This is a genomic window from Massilia sp. YIM B02769, assembly GCF_030411995.1.
GTDB lineage: Bacteria > Pseudomonadota > Gammaproteobacteria > Burkholderiales > Burkholderiaceae_D > Telluria.
The window spans coordinates 23,720-44,587 of sequence record NZ_JASNRC010000001.1 but is presented as its reverse complement, the minus strand read 5'-3'; the positions used below and the strand labels follow the sequence as shown (position 1 = coordinate 44,587).

The 20,868-nt window shown below is 62.3% G+C and carries 16 protein-coding genes; 4 read left to right on the top strand and 12 right to left on the bottom strand.

Annotated elements, in window-relative coordinates:
* Positions 1-58: 58 nt before the first annotated feature.
* The 4 genes from QPK31_RS00210 to QPK31_RS00195 form a co-directional block, all read right to left on the bottom strand.
* Positions 59-1,930 carry an AI-2E family transporter gene (locus QPK31_RS00210; protein ID WP_290420937.1) on the bottom strand — a complete coding sequence of 624 codons (1,872 nt, stop codon included), beginning with the start codon at positions 1,928-1,930 and terminating at the stop codon, positions 59-61.
* 344 nt (positions 1,931-2,274) lie between these two features.
* Positions 2,275-3,195, bottom strand: coding sequence for an NAD(P)/FAD-dependent oxidoreductase (locus QPK31_RS00205; RefSeq protein ID WP_290420936.1), 921 nt, complete (start codon positions 3,193-3,195; stop codon positions 2,275-2,277).
* A complete protein-coding gene (locus QPK31_RS00200) occupies positions 3,170-3,643 on the bottom strand; it encodes an Rrf2 family transcriptional regulator (RefSeq protein WP_290420935.1) in 474 nt (157 codons plus the stop codon). Before QPK31_RS00200 ends, QPK31_RS00205 begins: the two co-directional genes overlap by 26 nt.
* Before the next feature lie 314 nt (positions 3,644-3,957).
* Positions 3,958-6,426 (bottom strand): PAS domain S-box protein, encoded by a 2,469-nt coding sequence (locus tag QPK31_RS00195; RefSeq protein WP_290420934.1) that lies wholly within the window; start codon positions 6,424-6,426, stop codon positions 3,958-3,960.
* Positions 6,427-6,604: 178 nt separating this feature from the next.
* Between QPK31_RS00195 and QPK31_RS00190 the strand changes: the two genes are divergently transcribed.
* Both QPK31_RS00190 and QPK31_RS00185 read left to right on the top strand, forming a co-directional pair.
* Positions 6,605-8,248 (top strand): ATP-binding domain-containing protein, encoded by a 1,644-nt coding sequence (locus tag QPK31_RS00190; RefSeq protein WP_290420933.1) that lies wholly within the window; start codon positions 6,605-6,607, stop codon positions 8,246-8,248.
* Entirely contained in the window at positions 8,245-8,808 is a 564-nt protein-coding gene (locus QPK31_RS00185; RefSeq protein WP_290420932.1) for a flavin reductase family protein, read from the top strand. The genes QPK31_RS00190 and QPK31_RS00185 overlap by 4 nt, the downstream gene beginning before the upstream one ends.
* 98 nt (positions 8,809-8,906) lie before the next feature.
* Here the strand turns inward: QPK31_RS00185 and QPK31_RS00180 are convergent, their stop codons facing one another.
* From QPK31_RS00180 to QPK31_RS00170, 3 genes are read right to left on the bottom strand one after another with little or no spacing between them, the layout of a single operon-like run.
* Positions 8,907-9,488 carry a hypothetical protein gene (locus tag QPK31_RS00180; protein ID WP_290420931.1) on the bottom strand — a complete coding sequence of 194 codons (582 nt, stop codon included), beginning with the start codon at positions 9,486-9,488 and terminating at the stop codon, positions 8,907-8,909.
* Positions 9,469-9,849, bottom strand: a complete 381-nt coding sequence (locus QPK31_RS00175) for a hypothetical protein (protein ID WP_290420930.1) — start codon at positions 9,847-9,849, stop codon at positions 9,469-9,471. The genes QPK31_RS00180 and QPK31_RS00175 overlap by 20 nt, the downstream gene beginning before the upstream one ends.
* An 8-nt stretch (positions 9,850-9,857) precedes the next feature.
* On the bottom strand, positions 9,858-10,352 hold the full coding sequence (locus QPK31_RS00170) for a type VI secretion system tube protein Hcp (RefSeq protein WP_290420929.1): 495 nt from the start codon (positions 10,350-10,352) through the stop codon (positions 9,858-9,860).
* Here QPK31_RS00170 and QPK31_RS00165 point away from each other — a divergent pair.
* Positions 10,351-10,545 (top strand): hypothetical protein, encoded by a 195-nt coding sequence (locus QPK31_RS00165; protein ID WP_290420928.1) that lies wholly within the window; start codon positions 10,351-10,353, stop codon positions 10,543-10,545. The two genes, QPK31_RS00170 and QPK31_RS00165, sit on opposite strands and share 2 nt — an antisense overlap.
* Positions 10,546-10,601: 56 nt before the next feature.
* Here the strand turns inward: QPK31_RS00165 and QPK31_RS00160 are convergent, their stop codons facing one another.
* Positions 10,602-12,329 (bottom strand): diguanylate cyclase, encoded by a 1,728-nt coding sequence (locus QPK31_RS00160; protein WP_290420927.1) that lies wholly within the window; start codon positions 12,327-12,329, stop codon positions 10,602-10,604.
* A 274-nt stretch (positions 12,330-12,603) separates the two neighbouring features.
* On the opposite strand from QPK31_RS00160, the gene QPK31_RS00155 reads away from it, so the two are divergent.
* Complete coding sequence (locus QPK31_RS00155; RefSeq protein ID WP_290420926.1) at positions 12,604-13,746, top strand: acyltransferase; 1,143 nt, start codon at positions 12,604-12,606, stop codon at positions 13,744-13,746.
* 43 nt (positions 13,747-13,789) lie between these two features.
* Here QPK31_RS00155 and QPK31_RS26195 read toward each other — a convergent pair whose 3' ends face one another.
* The 4 genes from QPK31_RS26195 to dnaA all read right to left on the bottom strand — a co-directional run bounded on the left by QPK31_RS26195 (position 13,790) and on the right by dnaA (position 20,758).
* A complete protein-coding gene (locus QPK31_RS26195) occupies positions 13,790-14,770 on the bottom strand; it encodes an HNH endonuclease signature motif containing protein (protein ID WP_290420925.1) in 981 nt (326 codons plus the stop codon).
* Between the two features lie 633 nt (positions 14,771-15,403).
* On the bottom strand, positions 15,404-17,905 hold the full coding sequence (gyrB, locus tag QPK31_RS00145) for a DNA topoisomerase (ATP-hydrolyzing) subunit B (protein WP_290420924.1): 2,502 nt from the start codon (positions 17,903-17,905) through the stop codon (positions 15,404-15,406).
* Positions 17,906-17,993: 88 nt separating this feature from the next.
* Positions 17,994-19,100, bottom strand: a complete 1,107-nt coding sequence (gene dnaN, locus QPK31_RS00140) for a DNA polymerase III subunit beta (protein WP_229439883.1) — start codon at positions 19,098-19,100, stop codon at positions 17,994-17,996.
* A 260-nt stretch (positions 19,101-19,360) separates the two neighbouring features.
* Positions 19,361-20,758, bottom strand: coding sequence for a chromosomal replication initiator protein DnaA (dnaA, locus tag QPK31_RS00135; RefSeq protein ID WP_290420923.1), 1,398 nt, complete (start codon positions 20,756-20,758; stop codon positions 19,361-19,363).
* Positions 20,759-20,868: the final 110 nt, after the last annotated feature.

Here is a 20,868-nt window from a genome sequence, read left to right as displayed (position 1 = left end):
ATCGGTGGGCGCACTTGCATGATACACAAGCGCGCCTCCAGGCCCCGTTCCGCCTGGGTCAGGCGGCCTGCGCGGTACGCTCGGGCGCGACGAAGGCCAGGCTTTCCTCGAACGAGCGCAGCACCATGTCCACGTGTTCCTGCACCAGGGTCTGGCTGACCGAGGCTTCGCCGAACGGCAGGCGGATCGTCACCAGCAGCACGTTCGGCAGGCGCGCGTGCAGGTCCTTCGCCGCCTCCACCCACTGCGCCAGCGTCGCCTCGACCGGGTAGGTGATGAACACGGTCGAGATCAGGTCGGCCGCATCCGGCCCCGGGCTTTCCTGCTCGGCGCCGACCACCGTGCTGCGCGCGTCGATGTCGGCTTCGCGCAGGGCGCGCACCAGCAGTTCGGTGAGCAGGTCGTCGCGCTCGGTGCCCAGGCCCGCGCACAGTACGATCGAGCGCGAGGGCACGTCGAGCGAACCCTGCCAGCGGCCCAGCTTTTCCTCGCGCATCTTGCGCAAATGGGCGCCGACATTCGCGTCCAGCAGCGACACGCGCTGGCGCCGGCGGTTGCCGGGGTAGGCGGAGACCGGCGTGAGCGCGTTGGCAACGTCGGCGATCGTGGCGCGGATATGTTCTGCCTGCGCGCTGTCGATCCCGTTGCCGCGCTGCTCGGCCACGGCCAGCACCAGGCCGGGCAGCAGCACCTGGTCGCAATAGCGCGCCAGGCCGTGGCGCCCGATGTAGCTGCGCGCGTCCTCGAGGATGGCGCGCCGGTCGCCGCTCAGCACGCGCTGGTAGAAGCGCTGCGAGTGGGTTACGTTCGGCACTTCGCCAAGCAGGATGGTGACCGGTTCCAATGCCCGCACGTGGCGTCCGGCCACCACTAGGCACAGGGTCAGCGGCGTCGACAGCAGCAGGCCGATCGGCCCCCACAGCGCCCCCCAGAACAGCGCCGAGACGATCACGGCCAGCGGCGACAGGCCGGAACTGTGGCCGTACACCTTCGGCTCGATCACGTTCGCCACCAGCAGTTCCAGCGCCACGAAGACGGCCACGCAGGACAGGGCCAGCGTCCAGCCGGGGTCGATGGCCGCCACGAACACCGCGATCATGGCGCCGGCCGCCATGATGCCGAGGTAGGGCACGAAGCGCATCAGGCCGCTCAGGGCGCCCCACAGCAGCGCATGCGGCACGCCGAAGGCCCACAGCACCGCGCCGATCAGCGCGCCGAAAGTGAGATTCACGATGAACTGCGACAGGAAGAAGCGCGACACGCCGCGCGTGGCGTCGGCCAGTGCGCGCACGGTGCGGCCGATCTCGGCCTGGCCGGCGAGCCGGATCGCGCGGTCGCGCAGGGATTCGTGTTCGAGCAGGATGAAGACCAGCAGCACCAGCACCAGGCCGGCCTCGCCGATCGGCCCCAGCACCAGCGAGAGCAGGCGCGCCAGGGCGTCGCGCGTGGTCGGACGCGGGGCGCGCACCTCCACCGGCAGCGGTTGATTGGCGGCGGTGGTGAGCGTGCCGCGCTTGACCGTCACCGGCGGCGCCGGCGGCGGCGCGAACTGCGGCGTGACCGCGCTCAGTTCGGCCTCGAGGCGCGCGAAGGGACGCTCGGTGATCTCGCGGACCTTTTCCACCTTGGATTTGATCGCCGCGCGGTACTGCGGCAGGTCGCGCGTGACGGCCACCAGCTGGAAGGCGAGGATGGTGCCGATGCCGACCACGCAGGTGCCGGCCAGGACCACGGACAGGAGCGTCGCCGGCAACTGCGGCAGGCCGACGCGGCGCAGGGTGCGGATCAGGGGCGCCAGGACCAGGCTCAGGATCGAGGCCAGGGCCAGCGGTTCGAGCACATCGCGGCCGAAATACAGCAAACCGAGGACGCAGGTGGCCGTGACGATGGTGCTGGCGGTAAGGTGTTTGAACAGGCTTGAATCGGGCATCGAGTGCGGGGGCGGCGGAAGTCGGTCGGCGCGTGCAGTCTAGCACCAATGGGAACGCGGCAGGAGGGTGAGGATGCGTTCACGCGGTGCGCGCTCATACCTGCGGCCGTGACCGTACGGTGGGCACTCCGTGCCCACGCGGAAGTGTGCGTGGTGTTGGCTGGGCTCGCGTCGTGCATGCCGCCAGAAAGTGGCGCCTCCAAATGATCATTTGGAGGCGCTACCGGTAGGCCGCCGCTGAATCATCGATCAGCGCCAACAATGATCGACGTTCCGCGTGGGCACTTTGTCATTGATGCCCCCGGCATCAATGACCCCACCGTACGGTTGCCGCCTGCGGCCAGTCAGGCTGGAACGTTGAATGCCTCGATCAAGGACCGGTGCGCCCCCACCCCCGCCATCGTCCCATCGGCCACCGCCATCGCCACGTTCCCCGCCGCGCGCGCCATGTCGCCGCAGCAGAACACACCCGGCACGCTGCTCGCCTTCATCATGTCGGTACGCACGAACTGGCCGGCGTGGCCGTCTTCCATCGCGCACCCGAGCTGCCCGGCGATCGGACTGGCCATGCGCATCTGCGACATCACGAACAAGCCCGCCATCGGCAGCGTGCGGCCGTCCTCCAGCACCACCTCGGCCTCGCCCTCGATGCGCGCGACCGGCGTGCGCTCCAGCGCTACGCCGCGGCTGGCCAGCGCCGCCAGCTGCGCCGCATCGGGTTCAAACGCCCCGTTCAGGAACAGCGTCACCGTTCCCCAGTCCGGCAGCATCAGCGCGTGGTGCATCGCCAGCTCGCCGGTCGCGATGACGCCGATCGCGCCCTCATTCAGTTCATAGCCATGGCAGTAGGGGCAGTGGAACACGCTCTTGCCCCAGCGCTCGGCCAGCCCGTCGATGGCCGGCAGTTCGTCGGTGACGCCGGTGGCCAGCACCAGGCGCCGGCCGTGCACGGCGGCGCCGTCTTCCAGCACGATGCGGAAACCTTCGCCCTCGGCCGCGGCCTGCACTGCCTTGCCTTCCAGCCAGCGCACGGTCGGATACGCCAGCAACTGAGCGCGGCCCTGGGCGGCGATGTCGGCGGCCCTGGCGCCGTCCTGTGTCAGGAAGCCGTGCGAGCGGTCGGCGTAGCGGTTGCGGCGCTGGCCGGCGTCGACGACCAGCACGCGGCGCCGTGCCCGCGCCAGTTGCATGGCGGCGGACAGGCCGGCGTAGCTGCCGCCGATGACGATGGCGTCGAATTCAATCGGGTTCTGGATGGTGGTCATGGTGTGCTCCTCGATGTTGGGCATGTTGGGCGTATTGCGCGTTGAAGCGTTCGGACAGCTCCGCCAGCGTGACGTCGGCGAAGCGGCTGATCAGGAGGGCTTCGGCGTCGTCGAAGGCCGAAGCCAGCGACTGGTTGACTACCCGTTCGACCAGGCAGGTCGGCTCCTCGACCCGGTTCCCCATCGCGAACACGGTCGGCGCGCCGACGGCTTCGTAGATGTCGCGCAGGGTGACTTCGCGCAGGTCGGCCGTGACGACCCAGCCGCCGCCGTGGCCCTTGCCCGAGCCGACATACCCGCGCTCGCGCAGGCCGGCCAGGGTGCGGCGCACCAGCACCGGGTTGGTGTGCAGGAAGCCGGCCAGCTCGTCGGAAGTGAGCGGCCGGTCGCTGTGGGCCATGTGCAGGAGCAGGTGCAGGACCGAGGATAGTTTGCTGTCGCGTCTCATGTAACTTATGATAGTACAAAAATGGGTGAAGTGGGGCGGGCGTTGTAAAAACCGTGGGATCGCGTTAGCAGATGATTGATGCGTTGGCGCTAACCGTACGGTGGGCACTCCGTGCCCACGCGGATGCGCGCGGGGTGTTGGCAGTGTTTGTATCGTGCACGCCGCCAGAACGAGGCGTGTCTGGATGATCATTTGGACGCGCTACCGGTAGGCCGCCGTTCCATCATCGATCAATGCCAACAATGATCGAAGGTCCGCGTGGGCACGGGGTGCCCACCATAGGGTCAGCGCCGCGTCAGGGAAGACAGCGGACTTCAAGCAGGCGCATTCGCCCGCTCATCCAGCAATGCCAGCAACTGCCCCGCATCCACCGGCTTGACCAGGTGATGATCGAACCCCGCCTCGCGCGAGCTGGCGCGGTCGCTGGCTTGCCCGTATCCGGTCAGCGCCAGATAGACGGCGCCGGCCAGCGCCGGCTGGGCGCGCAGCTGGCGTGCCAGGGCGTGGCCGTCGATGTCCGGCATGCCGATATCGAGGATGAACACGTCCGGCACGCCCGTCACGGCTTCCGCCAGCACCGCGCGTGGATCGTTGATGGTCTGGACCCGGTGCCCTGCGCCCTCCAGCAGCGCGGCCAGGGTCTGGGCGGCGTCGACGTTGTCGTCCACCAGCATGATGCGCAGGCGTTTGTGCGCGGTGGGCGAGGTGGCCGAAGTAGCCGGCGCGGGCTGCACCGGCCCGGCCCGCACGACCAGCGGCAGCTCCACCGTGAAGGCGCTGCCCTGGCCCGGCCCGTCGCTGTGCGCCGCCACCTGGCCGCCGTGCATGCCGACGATGTTCTTCACCAGCGCCAGGCCGAGACCGAGCCCGCCCTGCGCCCGGTCCGGCGTGCGCTTCCCCTGCACGAACAGGTCGAACACCTGCGGCAGCAGCTGCGCATCGATGCCGCTGCCGTTGTCGGTCACGGTGATGCGCACCTTGCCGTCCGCCGGCTCGACCGACAGCACGATGCGCCCGCCGGCCGGCGTGTACTTCGCCGCATTCGCCAGCAGGTTCGCCGTCACCTGGATCAGGCGCGCACGGTCGCCCAGCACGCCCACGGGCGCCGCGCCCAACTGCACCTGCAGGGTATGGCCGCCGGCCTCGATCAGCGGATGCACCTGTTCGGCCGCCTGGGTGGCGACCGCCTTGATGTCGACCTCGGCCATCTCCAGCTGCACCATGCCGCGCGTGACGCGCGAGACGTCGAGCAGGTCGTTGACCAGCGTCGTCATGTGGTTCACCTGGCGCGAGATCACTTCGCTGTACTGGCGCACCTTGTCCGGCTGGCCGGGCGCGATGCGCAGCACCTGCGCCGCCGCGCTGATCGGCGCCAGCGGGTTGCGCAGCTCGTGCGCCAGCATCGCCAGGAACTCGTCCTTGCGGTGGTTGGCTTCCTGCAGCGCTTCCTGGTTCAGTTTATTTTCGTGGATGTCGGTGTCGGTGCCCAGCCACTTGACGATCTCGCCGTCCTCGTTGCGCAATGGCAGGCCGCGCGCCAGGACCCAGCGGTATTCGCCGGAATGGTGGCGCAGGCGGAAGGTCATCTCGTGCGGCTCGCCGCTGGCGACGCTGCGCATCCAGCGCGCGTGTGAACCTGCCTGGTCTTCCGGGTGCAGCAGGACCTCGGCCCAGGTCGTGCCTTCGGCCTCGCCGGGCTGCAGGCCGACGAAGTCATAGAACCGCTCGTTGTGGTAATCGATCGTCCCGTCCGGCAGCGCCGTCCACACCATCTGCGGCATCGCGTTGGTGATCGTGCGGAAGCGCAGTTCGCTGGCGCGCAGCTCCTCCTCGAAGCGCTTGCGGTCGGTGACGTCGCGCGTGGTGCCGGCCACCGCCTCGACTTCGCCGTCCGGCCCGATGATCGGCACGAAGATGTAGTCGTAGATACGGCGTCCGAAGGTGCCGTTGAACGGCACCTCGCCGCGGATCGGCGCGCGGGTCGCCTTGACCTGCTCGATCTCGCGGCCGTGCATGGCGGCGTGCCAGTCGGGGTAGCCGAGTTCGAGGCAATTCTTGCCGAGCGCCTGCTCGCGCGTCATGCCCCACATCTGCAGCAGCACGGCATTCGCGTAGGTGAAGCGGTGCTCGAGGTCGAACACGTAGACCAGGTCGGGCGTGTTCGACAGCACGGTCTCGTACAGGCGGCGTTCGCGCTCGGATGCGGCCGCCATCGCGGCCAGGTCGCGCTGGGCGTGTTCGTGGCGCGCTTCGTTTTCCTGTTCGCGCAGGTGGCGTTCGGTGAGCAGGGCGACCAGGTCGGCGAAATAGGCGATCTCGCCTGTCAGGGCCTTGCCCGGGGCGCCGGGCGCCGGATGGTAAAAGGCGAGGGTGCCGAGCACGCGTCCGCCCGGCGAATGCAGGGGAAAGGACCAGCAGGCGCGCACGCCGTGGCTGGCGGCCAGGGGACGGTAGGGCGCCAGCAGCGGTTCGGTCAGCACGTCGTCGACGACGACGATCTGGCCCGAGTGCGTCGCCCGTCCGCAGGCTGCCTCGGCAGGACCGACCGGCAGCAGCGCCAGCGCCTCGGCGAATGCCGGCGGCAGGCCCTCGTTTGCCGCCAGGCGCAGCCGGGTGCCGGCGTCGCCGGCCAGGTAGATGGCGGCCCAGGACTGCGCGCCGATCAGGCGGCGCACCTCGCCCAGCAGGCTTTGCAGCGTGTCTTCATAGGGCGCACCGCGCACGGCGATAGACAGGACGTTCTTCAATCCGTCGAAATCCAAGCCTGCTGCGTGTGGCCTCATGTGTGTATCCAATCGCGTGCGTAATTGCCTACGCGATTGTAGCTTATGACAATTGCATTTAGCGCTAGGCGAAGCGAGATGTGCGCCACGGGAAACTGCGTTGCCAACCGTGTGTTTGCTTCGTCCGAACACCATTACAATCTTGTCATCATCGTCACGGCAGATGCTGGAAACCACCATGGCCCAAATCCACCCCGCAGGCTGGCGCGAAATGTCGGTCACCGGCGCCGCCGCGCGCGAGATCGAAACCCTCGCCTTGCTCGACAAGCGTTTCACCGACACCCCCTACACCATCTACCACGGCGTACACTGGACGAATGTGGAACAGGGCTATTCGGTGTATGGCGACGTCGACTTCATCGTGGTCGCGCCGAACGGGCGCATGCTGCTGATCGAGCAGGTCGCCGGCTTCCTGAACGAGACGCGCGACGGCCTGGTCAAGAACTACCAGGGCAAGCCGCGCAAGATCCGCACCCAGATCCTGCATACCATCGAGGGCCTGACCCGGCGCTACCAGGGCGAGCTGTCGATCGACTACCTGCTGTACTGCCCCGACTACATCGTGCGAGACCCGCACCTGGCCGGTATCGACCCCGCCCACATCATCGACTCCACGCGCAAGGGCCGGCTGGCCCAGACCATCCGCGAGGCGCTGCCGCTGACCGACAAGACCGAGGACTACGACAAGGTGACGCGCTTCCTCGGCGACACCCTGAGCCTGCGCCCCGATCCGAGCGCGATGATCGGCTCGGCGGTAAAAATGGTGACGCGCCTGTCGGGCGGCCTGGCGACCTGGGCGCGGCGACTGGAATTTTCTCCGTTCCGCCTGCGCGTGGTGGGCACGGCCGGCAGCGGCAAGACCCAGCTGGCGCTGGCCGAATACACCGCCGCCATCGACGCCGGGCTGCGCCCCCTGTACGTGTGCTTCAACCGGCCGCTGGCCGACCACATCGAGCGCCTGGTGCCGGCCGGCGGACGCGTCGCCACCTTCCACATGCTGAGCGACGCCTACATGCGCGCCCAGGATGCGACGCCCGACTATTCCTCGCCCGAGGTGTGGGACAAGATCGAAGGCGCGCTGGCCGCCGTCACGCTGCCCGAGACCTGGCAGTTCGACGTGCTGATCGTCGACGAAGGCCAGGATTTCTCGATCGCCTGGCGCGACATCGTGCTGGGCATGCTGAAGGAAAACGGCCGCGCGATCTGGCTCGAGGACCCGGACCAGAACCTGTACGGCCGCGCCATGGTGCCGCTGCCGGGCTGGGTGGTGCTGCACTCGAACACGAATTACCGCAGCCCGCGCCAGATCGTCAGCATGCTGCAATCGCTCGGCGCGGCGCGCCAGCCGGTGGAGGCGGGCAGCCCGTTCAAGGGCGCCGACATCGAGGAGCTGACTTATCCCGAAGGCGATGTCGAGGCGATGCTGGCCCAGACCCGGCGTGCGGTGACGCTGTGTTTGCAGGCCGGGTTCGGGCGCCAGGACATTGCGATCTGCTCGTTCCGCGGACGGGAAAAGTCGACCATCCTGAACATGGACAAGCTGAGCGATGCGCACACGCTGCGCTCGTTCACCGGGGCATATGACCTGTTCGGCAATCCCGTGTTCCGCGAAGGCGGGTTGCTGGCCGAGTCGGTCTACCGCTTCAAGGGGCAGAGCGCGCCTTGCCTGATCTTTACCGAGATCGATTTCGAGGAGATGGACGACCTGGTACTGCGCAAGCTGTTCGTCGGCATGACGCGGGCGCGGCTGAAGCTGGTGCTGGTGATGAGCGACCGGGCATCGCTGCAGGTGCTGGACCGCAGCAGCGAGGCCTTGGCGTGAGGCGCCGTTTCGACAAGGTGGATTTGCCGCTGGAGCAGGTGCGGCGTGTGCTGGAGCCGGGGCCGATCGTGCTGCTCAGTTCATCGCATGCGGGCGAGCGCAATGTGATGACGATGGGGTGGCATACGGTGATGGAGTTTTCGCCTTCGCTGGTGGGGTGCGTGATTGCATCGTCGAATCACAGTTTCGAGCTGGTGCGCCGGAGCCGGGAGTGTGTGATCAATGTGCCGACCGCGGCGCTGGTGGATGCGGTGGTGGGGATCGGCACCTGTTCGGGAAGCGAGGTGGACAAGTTCGAGCGCTTCGGGCTGACGGTTGACGATGGGTTCGATGCGCCGGCGCCGGTAATTCGCGAATGCTATGCGAATTTTGTCTGCCGCTTGCATGACGATAGCCTGGTCGGGAAGTACAACTTCTTTATCTGGGAAGTGGTGGCGGCGCGGGTGGCGCGGTCGCCGAAGCATCCGGAGACCTTGCATTACACGGGGACGGGTGAGTTCAGGGTGGCGGGGAAGGTGATTAGTCGGAAGACGAAGGGGATGCTGGCGAAGGAGCCTTAGCCAGGTTGCCGCTAAGTTGGTTAAAAGGGTGGTATCGTTGCCGATACCACCCTGTTGAGGCCTATTCGCCATAAATCGCTAGCGACGAATATGATGTCCTATTTCGAAAAATACGGTTTTAACGCCTGTTTCAGCTCGATCGACAGCGATTCTTCGTCGATGTGTTGATTCCGTATTTCTGCTCGAACCTTTGCCTTGCTTCCAAAGGCGCGCTCCAGTCTTTTCGCATAATCGCCTGCAAGAAGCTTGAGAACAGGTTCCGTTATCTCGTCATCGAATAATCTGGCATCGAATGTGTCGCGCACTTGCTCGAGGGTGGTGCAGGTGCCGCGGTCCGTGAACAGGATAAGACCCGCATCGCCGGTCGTGAAGCCAGGTTTGCTAGATGAATTCCTGGCAATCTCATAGCCGCCGGTAGCATAGTACGTTCTGCCTGATGGTGTTGTGGCCTGTGCATAAATAAACCATACACTTTGCCACTCGGCGTTACCGTCCATATTTTCACAGTTCGCAATTACATGCTTGGGCAGTGGTTCGAATTTCACTCGAGCCGCTTCGTAGCGAAGGCCCAGGACCGGTTCGCTCAGGATACGAGGAGATGGCAGTGCTGCAACTGAACTGGCTGTGGCCATCGCCAGAGTGGCTGCCGAAACAAGGCGGCTAAGGGCGGTAAAATACATGGCTGGGTTTGTGCTTTCGATAGTTTGGACCGGACCAAAAGTCCTTTTGAAAGAAATCCGAAATCCATTGCGTTCCGTCATATGCTGCAATGTGTCCAGACTTATTCCCTCCCGCGTAGGGCTGGAGCACAACAATGTCGCCTTTCATGAATTTATAGCTTGCCGGGTTCGCCACTGCGATTTCCTTGTATCCAATCCTTCGCAGGGTAGGTCCGTAGTCTTTAGCATGTTTGGGATGACCTTCCAGGTTCGCACCGCCAGCCTGTAAAGCAAGTCGGACGTAGTACGCGCATTGGCCTCGACTTCTGTCCACCGCCTTGTCGCGCAAATGCTTCGCGAGTTTTTCGGTATCGAGCGGCATGTGTACCCCTATGCTGCCACTTTATTCACTGCCAAGTCCCAGCCTCCCAGCGTGCTGCCTCCCGTACCACCAGCGATTTTCTGCTGTGTGTACTTCCATTTCACTTTCGAGAATTTCAGGCAGAGGTTCTCGGTCATGCCAGTACCCGGTTGAACGCCAGGCTTGCACATACCGATCAGCACATTCTCGAGCTCGATCTCGAAATACTTGATCGGCTTGCCATCGCCATCCGCACGCATGAATTCGAACTTCGCCTTCGGGATGGTCTTGCCCATCGCGCAGTGCTGAAGCAGAATGGGTGTCGACAGGTCCGTCATCTTCGACAGCAGGATGTCGTCGAACTCGGCACGCTCCGCAGTATGGCCGCCACCCGTGGATGCCGTTGCACTGCGCGGCTGTGTCACGCCAAAGTCCACATCGAGGCATTCGATCCAACCCTTGTGCCCATCGTCCTGGGACTCACCTTTGATTCCGTCTATTTGCAGATATGCGTCGATAGCCATGTTCGCTCCAATCCAGTTGTTAAACGGTGTGCTCGTGAACGCGAGCAGGTCACTGCAAGCGATTCGAACAGCCGAGATTGTGGAGCCAGGATTACTAGCCGACGTTAAGGAAGGTCAACGCCAAGAGCGCTTGGCAATTGCTGGAGAATTTGATGAGAAGAGAAGGAAAAGAGACGGCGAGCTGATTGAATAGCTCGCCGGTTTGACGCTAGCACTTACTGTTGAATTCCTGCCGAGATAAGAAAATTCTTAACTGGATCGACGCTCTTTATTGTCCTCAGCAGACTCCTGCCCACCTAGTTCAAGCAATGCACTGGCTCGTGCAACGCGCACGCAATTACGCCCCTCATGCTTGGCCTCGTACAGCGCAAGGTCGGCCGCATGCACCAGCGTCTGCACGTTGTGCCCATGCGCCGGATAGGACGCCACCCCGATCGACGCGGTCGCGCCAATGCGCTGGCCATTGTGCAGCACGTCGCCGGCGGCAATCACGATGCGCAGCGCATCGGCGCGTTTCAATGCGTTCTCGGTATCGCACTCGGGCAGCAGCACCACCATTTCCTCGCCGCCCATGCGGCAGGCGACATCGCCCGAGCGGATATTCTCGCGCAGCGCCGCCGCCACCTTGCGCAGGATGGCGTCGCCGCCTTCGTGACCATAGGTATCGTTGATGCGCTTGAAGTGGTCGAGGTCGAGCACGAGCACACTCAGCGGCACGCCGCTGCGGCTGGCGCGCGCCAGTTCGCGCTTCAGCACTTCGTCCAGGTAGCGGCGGTTGTAGAGCTGGGTGAGCGGGTCGATGATCGATTGCTGGCGCAGCGACACGCGTAGCTTGACGTTGCTGAGCGCCAAGCCGAGCTGCTCGGCCACCTGGCCGATCCAGGCGCGCTGGATTTCCTCGGCCTTGGCCAGTTCGTCGCCGGTGACGGTAATGCAGCCGATGACGTCGCCTTGCGTGACGAGCGGCAGGCACAGGCGGTCAAGGCTCGTATCGCTTGCATGCCGGCAGACGAGCCCGTCGCCACCGACGTACAGGTGCGGACTACCGCGCCGCAGCGCCCAGCAGTCGAGCGCTTCGATGGTCTCCGGCTCGGCATCGAACACGCCCCAGCCGGCCTTGCGTTCGAGGAGATCACGTGAATTGTTGTACAGGTAGAGACTGCCCGACAGCCGGGGCAGCAGGCGCGGCAGGTAGCTGGCGATGATGCCTGCCGACTCGTCGACCGACTCCGCCAGCTCCAGGGAATGCATCAGCTCGGCACTGCGGAAGAGCAGGTCGTTCTGGATCGAGATGCGCTCGGCCGTCACCTCGGCGTGATCGGCGGCGGCCTGGGCCTTGTGTTCGGCCGCATTCCTCTGGCGCAGCACGCGCTGGCCGGCGAACAGCATCCCGGCCAGGAAGAGGATGTTGGTGATCGTGGCGACCAGGCTCACGGTGGCGGCCGAATTCGCGGTGTTGCGCAGCTGTGCGCTGAGCTGGCTGCGCCGCTGCGCGTAGAAAGTGAGCTCGCTGCCGATGAGCTGGCGCAGCTTGTCCATCTGCGCCTTGCCCATGCCCATCGCAATCAGGGAGGCGGCCGCGCCGAAACCCTGGTCGCGGCGCAGGTTGATCGTCTCCGTTACGGTATGCAGCTTGGCTGCGGTGGCCTGCTCGATGGCGTCGGCACGTGCCACTTCGGCGCTGCTCGTCATCTCCTTGCGTAACGCGGCCTGGGTCGACGGGATGGTGTTGAGGGCCGCGTAATACGGTTCGAGGAAGCGTTCGCTGCCGGTGACAACAAAGCCGCGCTGGGCCGTTTCGGCATTCAGCAGCATCTCCAGCAGGGTCAACTGCAGCCGCTCGACGTTGGCGGCACTATCGAGTTCATCCATCACCGCCGCGACCTGGCGGTTGACGATCATCGGCAGGATGGCAACAGTAGACATCACCAGGATGATGGCGGCCGCTGCGGTTTTGATCTTCGTTTCAAATTTCATCAGGTAAGGCCACGTCGTTGTTGGCGAAAACAATGCGCGGGTTTGCTGCCTGTACCTTGCATGCTGGGTGGTGGTGCACCTTGCGCATGCGGTGAGGGTACCACAGTGCAATAGCGAGCAACTTTCACTTTAGGGCAACTGTATTGCAAGCTCAGCTGGGCGACGACACAAAGTTGCAAGCTCGGCTATGATGCAGGCCGGCCGGCAGTATCGACAGCATTCTTGCTTGGGTTATGTCGAGCGGATTTGTTGAAGGTAAGCAGGTGAGGTTGCGATGAGTGGAACAGTAGCGGTGGCGCCCGGTTCGGCTGGGGCGCAGGATAAACAGTATGTACTGATTAATCTATTGAAGGCCGTGGCAGCGCAGCTGATCGTGCTGCATCATCTGGCGTTCTATGGGCCGATGGCGGATCATGCGCGGGTGTTGGCGCCGGGGGTGTTTGATTTTCTGGCAGACGATGCGCGGATTGCGGTGCAGGTGTTCCTAGTGATCGGCGGGTTCCTGGCTGCGAAGTCGCTTTCGCCTCGCGGCTTGCCTGGCATGGCTCATCCTTTCCAAACGATCTATCGACGTTACGTCAAACTAGCGCCGCCGTTTTTGGTCGCCATGCTGCTCGCGATCGGTGCATCTGCACTAGCAAGCATGTGGATGACACACCCGTCGATTTCTGCGCCCCCAAGTTTTGCTCAGCTAAGCGCACACGCCCTCCTGCTACATGATGTGCTCGGCTACGAAGCATTGTCTGCGGGAGCCTGGTATGTGGCGATTGACTTTCAGCTCTATGCCTTGATGACTGTGCTGCTTTGGTCTTGTGGTCGAGTCGCGTTTAGCCGCTTGAAGAGCTGGTTGATGCCTGTCGTTGTCATGGCGGCAGTGAGCAGTTCACTGTTCGTTTTCAACCGTGACGCGGACTGGGATATCTCGGCGTTTTACTTCTTTGGCAGCTATGGGCTAGGCGTCTTGGCCTGGTGGGCCAGCGATACCCAGCGGTCCTCGCGAGCTGTCACGATTTTGCTTGGCATGCTGCTTATTCCTGCCTTGGCTGCGCTGGCAGTCGACTTCCGAGTGCGTATTGCGCTGGCTTTGGTGGTGGCATGCCTGCTCTGTATGTTTGGACGCGCTTCACTGTTCGCGTCCCGTTCAGTTGGCACGTCATTCCTGCGATTTGCCGGTAATGTCTCGTACTCGGTGTTCTTGGTTCACTTCCCAATCTGCCTGGTGATGAATGCAGTCTTCGCTCGCTTCATCAATCTTCAACCTGCATGGCAAGCCCTTGGGGTAGCAATGGCCTGGGCGACTAGTATGGTTGTCGGCGTGTTTTTTCACCGTTGGGTAGAGCGCCCGCTGGGGCGTTTGTTTGTCTTCCATGGCAAAACCGTTGCAGTTGGCACGTTGGCGTTAAAAGAAAAGATGTAGGGCACGCACGTGTGCCTAGCACGAGCATCAACTGGGATCGAACTTACTTTCTCAGTACGTGGGCGCGGTGGTAGGCAAGAAAGGGAGCTTGGCTCTTCACCGAGCCAATGTTCAGCACATCGGGAATACCCCATCGCTGCAGGATAGAGCGGTCCAATGTCGGAGAGATAATCAGGTCACCGTTATCGGCGAAAGAGATGAAGCCTCGGTCGAATAAGTGATCAACGTGCGGCGCCAACATGAAGCCGTTACAACCGTTGAGCTTCTCTGTATCTGAGCAGTCTTTCCACGGCTTGATATGGCTTGCACGTAGATTGCGAGGGTCCGTTACGCCAGTAACGCGACAGGCCTTTTCGTTCCGACGGACATTGATTTTGAAGAGGCCTTGGCCTCGGCGCGACTTCACGAGTTGCTCTTTCATCGTGACGCCAATATCGGTTCGTCCAACGATCCCTTCCTCAAGCACATCGCACTCAGCTTTGTACTGCAAGTCATTCGCACGTTCCAACACTGCGACGTATTCTTTACCGATGAGATCAATCAGCAGCTCAGCCATTTGCGTCGGTACGTGTGCGAGATAGACCGATTGCAGCCCATCTCCATTCGTCTGTAGAGGTGAGTACTTTGAGGGGAGGAGCGAGCGAAGAATGTCGATGTGATCTTTTGGACGAATGGTATTGATCAGCTCTGTGTAGTCAACAGGAACAAGCCAACCATCATCGGACCAGTTACCACCTGCTTGCCCAAAATCGGGTTTAGGTGCACTTTCTGCAGGACCGGTAGCGATTCCGATGGCTTTGATGCGCGTGGCGCAGTACGAGAAGATGACGTCACCCGGCTGCACCTCTTTCATGAAGTTGTAAAACTGGTTTTGGTGACCATTCGCCTTTAGCTTAGGAGACCAGAGAAAGCTTCCGGCGATCTCTTCCGCATAGGTTTGGTTTTGATTGACCCACCAGTAGTTTTTTGCAGATTGCTGTTGGGTCGGCTGAAGAGTATTGGCAAGTAAGTAAGCGACGTTCACGGCAGCTCTTTCATTGTTGGGCCAGCTTCAAGTGGCGCCTACATTGTAGAGTTGGCAAGCACAAAGATGTCAAATAGAAATTGAACAAACTAGTGCTGTGAGTTACACATTCGATACACACATCGTGTAGTTAGGGCTGACTATGAGCAAATGCAAAGATAAGCAGGCATTCTGTACTAAGCTTTTCGATACTACTGAGCGTCTTGTTTCATCAACTACACGACGGTGTTCATTGAAAAAAAATTAAACGTATATGTGTGAGGAAGCGATGAGATTAAGTCGAAACTTGCTTCACCGGTTAGCCTGGTTGCTTGTTTTTCCATTTCTCATCTGGCATCTCACACCGCTTATCATCTTCATGCAAGCGCCTGAAGCGCTAATTGTTCTTTTAGGGGTATGCATCGTCTGTGCTCCGCTCGTCTTTACCTTGCCAATGTTTAAGAGCGATTCCTACCGAAAACGGACCTATGTGTATAGCACTTGCTGTGCTTTCGCCGTAGTCTTACTGTGGGCGGGAGTTTTCTATTTGATAGCGCTTGCTATGTCAAAAGGGCGCTGGTAAAAGCAAAGGGCCAGCCCATAGGCTGGCCCTTTGTAGGGTTCTAGCACATCAATTGCAGCTGACGTTTACCATCAAACATCAATATTCCCCGCCTGCAGCGCATTCGACTCAATGAAATTACGACGAGGCTCCACCTCATCCCCCATCAGCGTCGTAAAGATCTGATCCGCCGCAATCGCGTCCTCGATCTGCACCTTCAACAAGCGACGCACGGTCGGATCCATGGTCGTCTCCCACAGCTGCTCCGGATTCATCTCACCCAGACCCTTGTAACGCTGCTTCGACACCCCACGCTCCGCTTCCTCGCGCAGCCAGATCATCGCTTCATGGAACTCGCGCACCGCAAACTCCTTCATCTTCTCGCCTTCACCGCGGCGCACGATGGCGCCTTCGCCCATCAGGCCCTGGAAGGTGGCGGCTGCATTGGCCAGCACGGCGTAGTCGTTGCTGACAACAAAGTCGGCATCGATCGACGTCACATTCACGTTACCGTGGCGCATGCGCTCGATGCGCAGCGCGTGCTTTTCGCTCAGCTCATCCGAACGCACGACCACGCGTACGGCCGGGTCGTTGATGGCCGCTTCCAGTGCCTGGGCCGATGCGGTGGCCGCTTCCAGCGTCATCATGTCCAGCGTTACGCCGCTCATGATGGCGGTCAGCGCGGCGCGGTCAATCACGCGGGTCAGGCGCATCATGATGGCGTTCGCCAGGTTGTACTGGCGCACCAGTTCCGACAGCGCTTCGCCGGTGATCGGGTCGGCGCCTTCGCGCGGCAGCAGCGACGCGCTGTTCAGCGCTACCATCATCATGTAGCTGGCTTCCTCGACGTCGTCCTTCAGGTAGCGCTCGTCGCGACCTGCCTTGACCTTGTACAGCGGCGGCTGGGCAATATAGATGTGGCCACGTTCGACCAGCTGCGGCATCTGGCGGTAGAACAGCGTCAGCAGCAGGGTGCGGATGTGGGCGCCGTCGACGTCCGCGTCGGTCATGATGATGATGCGGTGGTAGCGCAGCTTGTCGACGTTGAATTCGTCCGGGCCGATCGAGGTGCCGAGGGTGGCGATCAGGGTGGTGATCTGCTCCGACGACAGCATCTTCTCGAAGCGCGCCTTTTCCACGTTCAGCACCTTGCCGCGCAGCGGCAGGATCGCCTGGAACTTGCGGTCGCGGCCCTGCTTGGCGGAGCCGCCTGCCGAGTCACCCTCGACGATGTACAGCTCGGCCAGCGCCGGGTCGCGTTCCTGGCAGTCGGCCAGCTTCGACGACAGGCCCAGGCCGTCCATCACGCCCTTGCGGCGGGTCAGGTCGCGCGCCTTGCGCGCCGCTTCGCGCGCACGGGCGGCTTCCACGATCTTGCCGCAGATGATCTTGGCGTCGTTCGGCTTTTCGTTGAGGAAGTCGGTCAGCGTCTTCGCCACGATTTCCTCGACCGGGCCGCGCACTTCCGACGACACGAGTTTATCTTTGGTCTGCGACGAGAACTTCGGCTCCGGCACCTTGACGGACAGCACGCAGGTCAGGCCTTCGCGCATGTCGTCGCCCGAGATTTCCACTTTCGCCTTCTTGGCGAAGTCGTTCTCGTCGATGTACTTGTTGATCACGCGCGTCATCGCCGCACGCAAGCCGGTCAGGTGGGTGCCGCCGTCGCGCTGCGGGATGTTGTTGGTGAAGCAGAGCACCTGCTCGTTGTACGAGTCGTTCCACTGCATCGACACGTCCACCGCGATATTCGTGCCCTGGTCGGACATGCGGTCGCCGGTGGCCTGGAACACGGTCGGGTGCAGCACGGCCTTGGCCTTGTTGATGTATTCCACAAAGCCGCGGGTGCCACCTTCGAAGGCGAAGATTTCTTCCTTGCCGGTGCGGTGGTCGCTCAGCTTGATGTTGACGCCGTTGTTCAGGAACGAGAGTTCGCGGATACGCTTGCTCAGGATCTCGTAGTGGTACTCGACGGTGGTGAAGATTTCCTCGTCGGCCCAGAAATGCACTTCGGTGCCGCGCTTGTCGGTTTCGCCGATCACCTTGATCGGGGAGACTTCCACGCCGTCGACGATCTCGATTTCGCGGTTCTGCGGCACGCCGCGCACGAATTCCATCTGGTGGACCTTGCCTTTTTGGCGCACGGTCACGCGCAGCAGCTTCGACAGCGCGTTCACGCACGACACGCCCACGCCGTGCAGGCCGCCGGAGACCTTGTACGAGTTCTGGTTGAACTTGCCGCCGGCGTGCAGTTCGGTCAGGGCGATCTCGGTGGCCGAGCGCTTCGGCTCGTGCTTGTCGTCCATCTTGACGCCGGTCGGGATACCGCGGCCGTTGTCGGCGATCGAGATCGAATTGTCCGAGTGGATCGTGACGTGGATTTCGGTGCAGTAGCCGGCCAGCGATTCGTCGATCGAGTTATCCAGCACTTCGAACACCAGGTGGTGCAGGCCGGTCCCGTCCGAGGTATCGCCGATGTACATGCCCGGACGCTTGCGGACTGCTTCCAGGCCTTCCAGAATTTGAATCGAGGCGGCGCCATAGTCGTCCGACTGCATCGGCGATTGCGGCATTTCGTTAGTGTTCTCGGACATGGACTGCTTTCTCTAAAAACTGTGTATTCAGACTGCTCAGTTCGGGCCGCGACCCAGATAAAACAAGGCGCGGCCCGGATGCGTTGAATCAGATACGCATCGGCATGACGACGTACTTGAAGTCGCCATTGTCGGGAATCGAGATCAGGGCCGACGAATTCGAATCGCCCAGGGCGATGTTCACCTGGTCGCACTTCAAATTGTTCAGCACGTCGAGCAGGTAGGTGACGTTGAAACCGATGTCGATGGCGTCGCCGCCGTAGTCGATTTCCAGTTCTTCCACCGCTTCTTCCTGGTCGGCGTTGGTCGAGCTGATCTTCATGCTGCCCGGGGTGATGATGCAGCGCACGCCCTTGAACTTGTCGCTGGTCATGATCGCGGCGCGCTGCAGCGAGCGCAGCAGTTCGTCGCGGCTGATCGTGAAGTCGTTCTTGTAGCCCTTCGGGATCACGCGGGTGTAGTCAGGGAACTTGCCCTCAACCAGTTTCGACACCAGCTCGATGTCGGCGAAGGTGAGTTTCACCTGCGAGGCGGCGATGTCCAGCTGGACGGTCTCGTCGCTTTCTTCCAGCAGGCGCTGCAGTTCGATGATGGTCTTGCGCGGGATGATGACTTCCTGGCGCTCGAAGGTCTGCTCGGCTTCGACCTGGCTGAAGGCCAGGCGGTGGCCGTCGGTGGCCACGGCGATCACCTTGTTACCGTCCAGCACAAGCAGCAGGCCGTTCAGGTAGTAGCGGATGTCTTGCTGGGCCATCGCGAAGTGCACCATGTTGAACAGGTGCTTCAGCGTCTTTTGCGGCAGGGTCACCGAGGCGTTGTGGCTTTCCGCGACCGAGACGGTCGGAAATTCCTCGGCGGCCAGGGTCTGCAGCGCGAAGCGCGACTTGCCGCTCTGCACAGCCAGGCGCTTGTTGGCCAGGGTCATGGTCACGTCGCCGGATTCCGGCAGCGCGCGCAGGATGTCCAGCAGCTTGCGTGCGGCTACGGTGGTGCCGGTCACGTCCGGGCCGGAACCGATGTTGGCATGCGTGGTGATCTGCACTTCGGTGTCGGTCGACAGGAAGGAGACGCTCTCGCCGTCCTTGCGGATGAGGATATTGGCCAGAATCGGCATGGTGTGCCGACGCTCGACAATACCGCTCACGATCTGCAGTGGCCGGAGAAGCGTGTCTCGGGTGGTTTTGACCAGTTGCATAGTTATCCTCGGATAAGTGTTAATACAGTGAAATTGTTGCTACAGCACTATTTTGCCGTTTGTGTGGGGCAAACACAAATTCGTTGGTTTCATGGGCCAACGGTTTTCACACAACGCGTGGGCACGGGGCGCCCACCCTACGGTGCTTCACATGCGAGGCAGACCACATGAGCGTGTCTTGCCCGGTTCAGTTTGATATGTAGGGTGGGCGCCCCGTGCCCACGCGTTCAACCAGATTGGCACAGACGAACCCAATCCCATCAACCCTTCAGCGTCTGTTCCAGCACGTGCAATTCGTGATTGCACTCGGCATTCTTCTGGCGGTCGCCCGCGATCTTGCGCACCGCGTGCAGCACGGTGGTGTGGTCGCGGCCGCCGAACAGTTCGCCGATTTCCGGCAGACTCTTTTGCGTCAGTTCCTTCGCCAGGTACATGGCAATCTGGCGCGGACGGGCAATATTGGCCGGGCGGCGCTTCGAGTACATGTCGGCGACCTTGATGTTGAAGAAGTCGGCCACCGTCTTCTGGATGTTTTCCACGGAGATCTGGCGGTTCTGCACCGACAGCAGATCCTTCAGCGCTTCCTTCACGATGTCGATCGTGATGTCCTTGCCGTGGAAACGCGAGTAGGCCAGGATCTTGCGCAGCGCGCCTTCCAGTTCGCGCACGTTCGAGCGCAGGTGCTTGGCCACGAAGAACGCCACGTCGTCCGACAGGACCACGCCCTCGGATTGCGCTTTCTTGAGCAAGATCGCCACGCGCATTTCCAGTTCCGGCGGCTCGATCGCCACCGTCAGGCCGGAGTCGAAGCGCGAGATCAGGCGATCGTCCATGCCGGTGATCTCTTTCGGATAGGTATCCGAGGTGATGATGATCTGTTTCTTGGCCGCGATCAGGGCCTCGAAGGCATAGAAGAACTCTTCCTGCGTGCGGCTCTTGCCACCGAAGAATTGAATATCGTCGATCAGGAGCATGTCGAGCGAGTGGTAGTAATGCTTGAAGTCGTCGAAGCCCTTGCGCTGATAGGCGGTGACGACGTCGCGCACGTACTGCTCGGCGTGGATGTAGCGGATGCGGGCGCCCGGATTGTCGACCATCACCTGGTTGCCGATCGCGTGGATCAAGTGGGTCTTACCGAGGCCGACGCCGCCGTAGAAGAACAGCGGGTTGTACGACACGCCCGGGTTGTTCGCCACCTGGATCGCGGCGGCGCGCGCCAGCTGGTTGGCCTTACCGGTCACGAAGCTGTCGAAGGTCAGGTCCGGGTTGATGCGGCTCTGCTCGCGCTTCGGCGAGTTGGCGATGTTCAGGTTCGGCTGCGGCTCGATGCTGTGCACCGGCGCGGACGGACGCAGTTCGCCCGGCATGGGCGAGCTGTCCGGCGCCGGGCGCACCTCGGCCGGTTTCTTGGGCGCGTTCTTCGGGTCGAGCACGAACTGCACTTCGACCGGCGCTTCCCAGTACTGGCAGGCGAGGGCGGTGATGCGGTTGGCGAACTGCGTCTTGACCCAGTCGAGCTTGAAGCGGTTCGGCGCCGCAATGCGCAGCTTGCCGTCCTCGTAGTCGAGCACGACGAGCGGTTTGATCCATGCGCTATATTGTTGCGGCGTCAGCTCGAGCTCCAGCTGCGCGGAGGCGGTCTGCCAAAAGTTATCCATGGTGTGCGGCTAAGTGATACGTAACACGCTATTTTACATGTCTTTGGCGAGGTTATCCACAGGCAGGCCACAGTTTTTGACGAAAGGCTGGGGATAAAAGCAAAGTTATC

Coding starts and splice junctions, on each gene's coding strand:
- QPK31_RS00210 (WP_290420937.1), bottom strand. CDS start 1,930: ATGCCCGATTCAAGCCTGTTCAAACACCTTACCGCCAGCACCATCGTC.
- QPK31_RS00205 (WP_290420936.1), bottom strand. CDS start 3,195: ATGACCACCATCCAGAACCCGATTGAATTCGACGCCATCGTCATCGGC.
- QPK31_RS00200 (WP_290420935.1), bottom strand. CDS start 3,643: ATGAGACGCGACAGCAAACTATCCTCGGTCCTGCACCTGCTCCTGCAC.
- QPK31_RS00195 (WP_290420934.1), bottom strand. CDS start 6,426: ATGAGGCCACACGCAGCAGGCTTGGATTTCGACGGATTGAAGAACGTC.
- QPK31_RS00190 (WP_290420933.1), top strand. CDS start 6,605: ATGGCCCAAATCCACCCCGCAGGCTGGCGCGAAATGTCGGTCACCGGC.
- QPK31_RS00180 (WP_290420931.1), bottom strand. CDS start 9,488: ATGTATTTTACCGCCCTTAGCCGCCTTGTTTCGGCAGCCACTCTGGCG.
- QPK31_RS00175 (WP_290420930.1), bottom strand. CDS start 9,849: ATGCCGCTCGATACCGAAAAACTCGCGAAGCATTTGCGCGACAAGGCG.
- QPK31_RS00165 (WP_290420928.1), top strand. CDS start 10,351: ATGTTCGCTCCAATCCAGTTGTTAAACGGTGTGCTCGTGAACGCGAGC.
- QPK31_RS00170 (WP_290420929.1), bottom strand. CDS start 10,352: ATGGCTATCGACGCATATCTGCAAATAGACGGAATCAAAGGTGAGTCC.
- QPK31_RS00160 (WP_290420927.1), bottom strand. CDS start 12,329: ATGAAATTTGAAACGAAGATCAAAACCGCAGCGGCCGCCATCATCCTG.
- QPK31_RS00155 (WP_290420926.1), top strand. CDS start 12,604: ATGAGTGGAACAGTAGCGGTGGCGCCCGGTTCGGCTGGGGCGCAGGAT.
- gyrB (WP_290420924.1), bottom strand. CDS start 17,905: ATGTCCGAGAACACTAACGAAATGCCGCAATCGCCGATGCAGTCGGAC.
- dnaN (WP_229439883.1), bottom strand. CDS start 19,100: ATGCAACTGGTCAAAACCACCCGAGACACGCTTCTCCGGCCACTGCAG.
- dnaA (WP_290420923.1), bottom strand. CDS start 20,758: ATGGATAACTTTTGGCAGACCGCCTCCGCGCAGCTGGAGCTCGAGCTG.